The organism is Specibacter sp. AOP5-B1-6 (assembly GCF_052376555.1).
Lineage (GTDB): Bacteria > Actinomycetota > Actinomycetes > Actinomycetales > Micrococcaceae > Specibacter.
The window spans coordinates 1-8,112 of record NZ_JBQSVT010000072.1; the positions used below are offsets into that span (position 1 = coordinate 1).

The 8,112-nt window shown below is 62.9% G+C and carries 5 protein-coding genes; 2 read left to right on the forward strand and 3 right to left on the reverse strand.

Annotated features, from left to right (window positions below; translation table 11 throughout):
* Nucleotides 1-1,598 precede the first annotated feature (1,598 nt).
* Together ACT3TS_RS19190 and ACT3TS_RS19195 are read right to left on the reverse strand one after the other, a co-directional pair.
* Nucleotides 1,599-2,372, reverse strand: a complete 774-nt coding sequence (locus ACT3TS_RS19190; RefSeq protein ID WP_444533133.1) for an ATP-binding protein — start codon at nucleotides 2,370-2,372, stop codon at nucleotides 1,599-1,601.
* A complete protein-coding gene (locus ACT3TS_RS19195; protein WP_444533134.1) occupies nucleotides 2,365-3,078 on the reverse strand; it encodes a Mu transposase domain-containing protein in 714 nt (237 codons plus the stop codon). Before ACT3TS_RS19195 ends, ACT3TS_RS19190 begins: the two co-directional genes overlap by 8 nt.
* On the opposite strand from ACT3TS_RS19195, the gene ACT3TS_RS19200 reads away from it, so the two are divergent.
* Both ACT3TS_RS19200 and ACT3TS_RS19205 read left to right on the forward strand, forming a co-directional pair.
* The gene (locus tag ACT3TS_RS19200; protein WP_444533135.1) at nucleotides 3,077-4,240 is read left to right on the forward strand and encodes a tyrosine-type recombinase/integrase; all 1,164 of its coding nucleotides are present in this window, start codon (nucleotides 3,077-3,079) and stop codon (nucleotides 4,238-4,240) included. The genes ACT3TS_RS19195 and ACT3TS_RS19200 overlap by 2 nt on opposite strands.
* Nucleotides 4,237-6,696 (forward strand): tyrosine-type recombinase/integrase, encoded by a 2,460-nt coding sequence (locus ACT3TS_RS19205; protein WP_444533136.1) that lies wholly within the window; start codon nucleotides 4,237-4,239, stop codon nucleotides 6,694-6,696. The genes ACT3TS_RS19200 and ACT3TS_RS19205 overlap by 4 nt, the downstream gene beginning before the upstream one ends.
* A gap of 29 nt (nucleotides 6,697-6,725) precedes the next feature.
* Here ACT3TS_RS19205 and istA read toward each other — a convergent pair whose 3' ends face one another.
* Nucleotides 6,726-7,772: an IS21 family transposase gene (gene istA / locus ACT3TS_RS19210; RefSeq protein WP_444533137.1), complete on the reverse strand. Its 1,047-nt coding sequence runs from the start codon at nucleotides 7,770-7,772 to the stop codon at nucleotides 6,726-6,728.
* Nucleotides 7,773-8,112 lie beyond the last annotated feature (340 nt).

Here is an 8,112-nt window from a genome sequence, read left to right on the forward strand (position 1 = left end):
CATATCCAATTGAAACAGTGTGACCCTGGGCACCGATTCGAAACGGCGGGCAGTCACCAGTCAATATCCCCTAGCAACCCCGGCAACACAAGGTTTTTGGGGGATTCTTGCAGGAAGTCCCGAAGCCCAACGAGACTTCCGCGAGGCTCTCCTGGGCAATTCGTGCTCAGATAGGGTGTTCCACACCATAACCGTGCTCAGTGCGCTGGATTACGACCATACGAAAGAGCCGATTGCCTACCGTCCAACAGCTGACGCCCATTTTGGCCTTCGTCTTCCACCCGTACCTCAGGCAACGGGCGTGCCAGCGTGTACGTCGGCGGCATACCCACAACTCCGGGTCTGCACCATCGCGATCTTCGATTCCGACGCCGGGTGTGTTTCGGCTCCGCGTGGGCGCCTCCATGCTTGAGGCACCATCACGCCCTCAGCAGTCCAGACAGGGTCCAGAACTGCAGCCAGTAAGAAACCCCGGTTCAACCACTACGGTCCCACGGTTGCCTGATAGGCGCCGATAGGCACAACCAATCTGGCCACACCTTCTGAGGCGCCATCAGCCAGCTCCTGCTTCTTGTTGCCAGCACACGACTCCCATGACAGCCCAGCATGCAAAGCATGCACAGCAGTCAACTTGCCAGACCCTGCAGTGCAGATCATCATGTTCAACTCCACTACGTCGAATGTTGAACGTCCAGCTGCAAGTACTACGACGCCGAACTCTTGCTCAGTTGCGGACGGACGGGCTAAGCCGTCAACGGAATTCACGCACTGTGCACAGTGCTGGCAAGGAAGGCGGTACGCGCTCCGACTGCTCGCGCCCAGAAAAATACAACTGGACGGAACAACGGGAAACGCCGACTTCAAAGGGCCGCCAGCAATGAGTATGCCGCGCTTCGGGGGCCACTGATAGTGCCAGTGGGGGCCAACAGCGGACTGGGTGTGAGCCACAGTTGGCTGACGGTTCCATCCATTCCCGAGCGGCCCCGAGCTCCTCCCGCATGTTACTGACGCAGCCCTCGATCCAGAACGGCTGTGTGGAACACCCGGCCCATGGACGCCCCGGCACGGTCACCGCATCCGAGCCACTCGCGCCGGCCCTACTGCGGACACTGCGCACAGAACACCATCTGACTCTCGCCTTCACACCGCTCCCTGGACCTGGCAACGTGCAGAGAAGCCTCCCAGTGGCCCGTTGCCGGCAACCGCTCATCGAACTGTCGCAACGGTTCCCGGCAACGCCACTGGAGCCCACCACAGGAGCAGATATTCAAATAGCCTCGAAACGTACAGTCGGTGCAAAAGAATCACCGATATCGCTCATCCTATGAAGCCCGTGCCCGCAGCCTGCTTGGGCCCTAGGGCTGCATCGCCAACAAATGCCGTGCCACCAACAGGAACCAACAATTGCGGCATGTCTTGCCATTGGTCTGCAAATGTCATCACGACTGCGCCGGCCTGCCTGATGGGCGCCAATGGACACCATTGTTTAGACGAGGCATTCGGTAGCAGGTGTGGGTCGATCCGGTAGTGCGTCTGGGTTGATCGGGTAGCGGCGTGGGACCCGGTATCGCCAGGTCCCACGCCGCTGTCTTTTTGTTTTAGGTGCTCGCGCGGTCTTCCTTCTGGGTGTGGTTGTGCAGGCGCATGTTTGGTCCGTCGAGCTGGATGATCTCGCTGGTCGAGACGATGCGGTTGAGGATGGACTCTGCGACGACCGCGTCGTGCAGCGACTTGTACCAGTCCTCGGGGTCGAACTGGGAGCTCACGACGGTGGCGCCGCGGTTTTCCCTGCCGGCGAGGATGTTCAGCAGTTCACTTGCTGTTTCCGGGGTGATCGGCGTGGTCAAAAAGTCGTCGAGGAAAAGCGTGTCGCAGTCGTGCAGGGTGCGAAGGAATGCCAGCCGTTCGGGGTCGGAGCGGTGGTAGACGGCCAGTGTGTTCGCTAGGTCATCGAGCCTGAAGTAGCGGGCGGTGTAGCCGCGCCGGCAGGCTGCGTTGACCATGGCTTGGGCAAGGTAGGACTTGCCGACACTGGATTTTCCGAGGATGACCAAGTTCGTGGCGTTCTCGATCCACCGGCAGGAAGCGAGCCGTTCGATGACGTTCCGGTTGATCGTCCTGTCGGGAAGGTAGTGGATTTCCTCAACACAGGCGGCCAGGTTCGGTGTCTTCGATTCCTTGAGCAGCTTCAGGATCCGCCGCTGCGACCGGGCCGTGGTTTCCAGTTCCAGCGCGTGGCGAATCTTCTTGGAAAACGTCCACGTGTCACAGGCGGGGTCATTGGCGATATCGATCACCGCCTGCCCGAACGCGGTCATCCGCAACCCCGTGAACAATCCCATGTCATCTTCGGTCAGGTGGTCATCAAGCACGGCCATCCTCCTTCCCGTTACCGCCGGCAACGGCGGTTCGGGTCAGTGCCTCGAGGCTGAATTGGGAGATCCCGCCCAGGTGGGCTCCCCGGGTGTCCCGGCTGCCCAGGGCCGGGGCTGGCGGTGGTGTTCCTGGATCCTGCCAGGGTGGGTCCTGCACAGAGGGGCGCCCGGTATGGGCTGCCCGTTCCACGGTGATCTGGTGCTTGAGCGCCGTGTAGCTGACCTGCCGGGCCGGTTCCTGGGTGAGCAGGGTGCGGCAGGCCGTCTCGAGCAGGCCGCGGTTGGCGCCCTTGCCCAGACCCAGGATGTTCATGCACGAGCGATACCCTTGGGCTTCGATCTTCAACCGGTCCAGCAGCTGCGTCAACGCTTGAACCGTGTAGGGGCCGACCTTCGCGGCCTGCCGCAGGAAGTAGGCCCTGGTCCACAACAACGAGGTGTCCTCGTACCCGGCCGGGGCATGGGCCGGGTCGGTGACAAAGCTGTTGCGCCGCGCCGCACGCTGGTGGGTTGCCACGATATCCCCGCCAGCCAGGATGGCGACCTGCTCGCCAACAATCCTCACATCCAACACCTGCCCGGCGTGCTGGTGGGGAACGGAATACTTGGCCGTATCGAGCTGCACCTGTTGACTGAACAGCCTGCCGGGTTTGGGCATGTCGCAGAGGGACGGAACAGCTGGTGACATAGCGTCTTGGATCATGGTCGATGAATCTGAATGTTCCAGAGAGCTGGAGAGTCTGCGTTTGCCTGCGGTCGGTTCGCTGGTGGCGACCGGGTCGCGGTGGGAGCCGTATCGGCTGGTGGGCGTGGACGGTGGCACGGTCGAAGCCGTCGAGGCGTTTTTTGCTGACCTGTTGGCGGCCGGGCGCAGCGAGGCAACCGTCCGTTCGTATGGCATGGATCTGCTGCGCTGGTTCCGTTTCTTGTGGGCAATTGGCGTGGCTTGGGATCGTGCTTCCCGGATCGAGGCGCGGGATTTCTGCCGCTGGCTGGCGGTGGTGGCCCGGGAGGGCCGCGGGTATTCAATTTCGGCCAGGCTCCACAGCGAGACGGTGCTGCGGGGCTTCTACGATTTCCACCGCGATGTGGGATCGGGTCCGCTGGTCAATCCGTTCCCGCTTGCTCGGTCCCGCCGCGCCGGGCGGGCGAACGCCCATCACAATCCTATGGATCCCTACCGGATGGAAAAGTCGGGGTTGTATCGGCCCAGGCCGCAGCGCAGGATTCCGCGGAACATTCCGGATCGGGTTTTCGATGAGATTTTCGCGAAGTTGCGCTCGAATCGGGACCGCGCCATGGTGGCCTTCTACGTGTCTACCGGTGCGCGGGCCTCGGAGTTGTTGTCGGCTACCCAGGGCGGCGTGGATCCGGGAAGGCAACTGATCACGGTGGTGCGTAAAGGAACCAAGGAGGTGCAGGAGTTGCCGGCGTCGCCCGACGCGTTCGTGTGGCTACGTTTGTATCAGGTCGAGATGAAAGATGCGATCGGGCAGGGCCCATTGCAGCCGTTGTGGTGGACGCTGGACCGTCCGGCGCGACCGTTGACTTATCACGCCGCACATCGCATGTTTGAGCGTGCCGGCCAGGCGGCCGGCCAAGAGGCAACGCTGCACGCGCTGCGGCATACCGCCGCCTACCGGATGGCTGAGGACCCTTCGATGCCGCTCACTGACGTGCAATACGTCTTGGGCCATGCCCGGCTGACGACCACCCAGATTTACATCACGCCCCGAAAAGAGGACGTGATCGCTCGAGTGTTGGCGCACCACTCCGCCCGCGACCGCGTCGAACAGCCGCCGCCGCCGGCGCCGGGCTACTCGCCGGAGACCCTGGCCGTGCTCTTTGGAAAGGCCACACTATGAGCATCATTACCGCTGCGGCCCCGGCAGAACAAAGCAAGGACACCGACGGCAACGGGTCGCCACAGTCGGATGACACCAGGGACGTGGCCGCATGGCGGGCACGGTTTCCCCCGAGGCCCACCGTCGATCGGTGGCCGGCCACCGGCGTCGACAGGCAGACATTGGATCAACAGGCGTCGGAAGCGCTGGGTGCCCCGGTATCGAAATCGATGCGACTGATGGGCCTTCGCGGGCTGTTGATGCTCCTGGACTGGTTGGCAGAGCAGCCGGGCGACACCTGGCAGGAACGGTGGCTGGCCAGCGGAGCCGACGCGGCTGGCGACGACTGGGCCGAACTGCCCGCCCGGTGGCTACGCCAGCGCGGCGACTACTCGCCCTCCCGGCTGGAGGTAATGACCAGTTCCTTTCTGATCGCCGTCGGCCTCGACGTGGTTCGCCCGTCCTTGCGGTGGCTGCTGACCGGAGGAAAGAAACGCAAGCTGGTCCGTCACCTGACCCGTACCCGCGACGGTGAAGGACTCGCCCGGTTGCGCGCCCACTGCGACAGTAACGAGACAGTCGGCACCGACGTGGGCAAGCACATCCTGTTTCGTTGCGCCGTAATCGTCGCCGCAAAGGGCGGCACGGTCGGGGACGTCACCGTCGGTGACGTCCTCGAGGTCATCGACCTGGAAAAGAAGATCCGCGGCAAAGCACCCTCGGCCGGGGCAAGCATCCGAGTGCTACGGCAAGCCGGGATCCTTACAGCCGACGTACCGAGCCTCAAACAGATCCACAGCGCCGGGCAACGCACCGTCGAACAACTCGTCGACCGCTACAACATTGCCTGCACCCCAATACGCGACCTGCTCGTCGACTACCTGCGTGAGCGGCAGCCATCAGTCGACTACTCCACGCTGCTGTCGTTGGCCTACGCGCTGGCCCGCTGCTTCTGGGCCGACCTGGAACGCCACCACCAGGGCATCGAATCGTTGAACCTACCGCGCGATGTTGCCGGTGCGTGGAAGAGACGCCTGAGCACCAAAACCCGCATTATTATCCGCGACGGCAAGGAAATCCAAGTCAAGACCGAGCGGCTGTCGCACCTGGATATTCTGGCCGCGGTCCGGGCGTTCTACCTCGACCTGTCCCAGTGGGCATTGGAAGACCCCAGCCGGTGGGCACCGTGGGTGGCGCCGTGCCCTATCAGCCAAGACGATCTGTCACGCCGGAAAATGGTGCGGCACCGCAAGGCACGCATGGACAGCCGCACCCGCTCGCGGTTGCCGGTGATGCCTATCTTGACCAACTCCACCAACACATGGCGCCGTCAATCAGCGGCGCTCCTCGAGGCCGGGCTACGCGTCGGGCCTGGCGAATCGTTCACCGCCGACGACATCACCATGACCAGGATCAAGCGTCCGCACGGCAGCACGGCCAACGTCTGGGTCGCCGACCCGGACACCACCAGAAAGACCCTGCTCAACCGCGACGAAGACCATGCATTTTGGGCATGGGCGGTCATCGAGGTGCTGCGGCACACCGGCGTCCGCATCGAGGAACTGCTTGAGATCAGCCACCACAGCCTGATCCAATACCGGCTCCCCGACAGCGGGGAACTCATTCCGCTATTGCAGATCGCCCCATCCAAAACCGACACCGAACGGCTGCTGGTGATCAGCCCCGAACTTGCAGAGGTGCTTTCCACGATCATCAGCCGGCACCGCAAACCGGAAGGCACCATCCCCCTGGTTAGTGCCAGAGACGAACACGAACTGGTTTGGCGCCGACCTGCCCCGCTGCTGTTCCAACACCTCGTCAACGGCGAACACCGCGCCATCACCGCACGCTTCGCCTCCACCCTGCTCGACGAAGCACTGGAACGCACCGCCCTGACAGGCCCTGACGACGGGCAGCCGCTACGGTTCACCCCACATGATTTTCGCAGGATCTTCATCACCGACGCCATCATGAACGGGCTACCGCCGCACATCGCCCAGGTCATCGCCGGCCACCAGGACATCGGCGTCACCATGGGATACAAGGCCGTCTATCCGGAGGAAACCATCACCGCCCACCGAGCGTTTATCGCCCGGCGCCGCGCCCTGCGACCGAGCGAGGAATACCGCGAGCCCACCGACGAGGAGTGGCAGCAATTCCTCGGCCATTTCCAACGCCGCAAAGTATCGGTCGGGACCTGCGGCCGCGCGTTCGGCAGCAACTGCATCCACGAACACGCATGCATCCGATGCTCCCTGCTCTGGCCCGATCCGAACCAGCAGACCCGCCTAATCGAGATCAGAGACAACCTCCAAGCCCGCGTCGTGGAAGCCCACGAGCAAGGCTGGCTCGGAGAAGTCGAAGGCCTCGAAGTCAGCCTCGCCGGCGCCGAAGACAAACTGGCCCAAGTACAACGCCGGACCAACACACCCGTCAATCTCGGCATCCCACCCATCGGCCCCCAGGCCGCCGGCTGATGCCGGAAATTTAGGATGATATGTAAGATTTATTCGAGTTCAGAGAACACATGCCAGTCCCGGGAGACCTTGGCCTTGCGCCACTCCACCTGCTGCCACCGCTGCGCCGGCAACTCCATCAACTCCGCACGCTCGGTTTCCTGGAACCAGTCCCGGCGGGACCGGGCCTCGCCACGGAACGGTGTGCGGTCATTGATCACCTCCACCTGTTCGGCGACGGCCTCGTTCAACTCATCCAGGTCCGAGAATCGCCGCTCGGCCAGGAAATGGATGACCCAGTTCGTCACGACCTTCACCCCCGCCTCCACGTTCGCCTTCTCTTTCGGTGCAGCGGCCCGGGTGGGGGCGGCCGCGCACTGGTAATGCTCCAGGAACGCGGCATAGGACTGGTTCACGTCCCGGGCCTTTTCGTACCGGCTGATCTGGTTCGATGCCGTGGAAGCGTTGTCGGGCACGATGACCATGCTGACCCCGTCAAAGTACTCAAAGGCCCGCCGATGCGCGTCGCACCAAGCTGCCATCTTCTCGTCGAGGAAGCCGTGGGCGAAGATCATGCCCGAATACGGCAACGACGCCACGAACACCGAGACGTTCCTCGTATCCCGGGTAATCGGGTCCGTCAGCTGCATCCGCGTCCCGGCCCAATCGACCTGCATCGTACGCCCCGGCACGTGCGTGATCGGGCTCGTCAAGTCATTGACACGCACATGCTCGGCAACAATCTCACAGAACCGGTCATACCCAAAGAACCGTTCGGATCCGCCCGGAGGTGTTCCGAGGTAGCGGGCCCACAAAACCTTCAAGGCCGGCTTTTTCCGGCCAATCCTGGCCGCGACCACCGCCTCGATATCGATGGGGACGAACTCGCCGGAGGAGGTCTTCCGCCCGTCCGTGAACAACCGGTCCACGTCCTCCGCCATCAGCGCCTGGATCTGCTCATCAGTCGTGAACGCCTCGGCGTCAAGGATCTGGCGGGCCTTCGCGATCGTGCGATGCGAACAACCCACCAACCCCTGGACGTCCCGGTATGAATAGCCCCGCACTAGCAGGGACATGATGTGTCGGTAATCAGCCATTACAGTCGGTTTCCTTTCACCAACCACGACACCAATGTCGTGGGTGAAAGCCATCCTCGCCCGCCGGGAGCAAAAGCGCTACCCGATACACCCGCACCCGCTACCAGATCGACCCACACCCGCTACCGAAAGCCTCCTCTATACACACCATTCGCGGCAGCTGCCATCGCACGTGGTCGAGAACGGTCATCTGTCATGATGCAAGCAGGTTCTCGACAGCCTTCACGATATACATTGATGCGCATCTTGCATCATCCTCGCCGCGCGGTAGGAGTACCTCGTGGCCAGACCCGGCGACACCAGTGCCGCAGGGAACCATCCTGGGTTACCGGCCCGACCG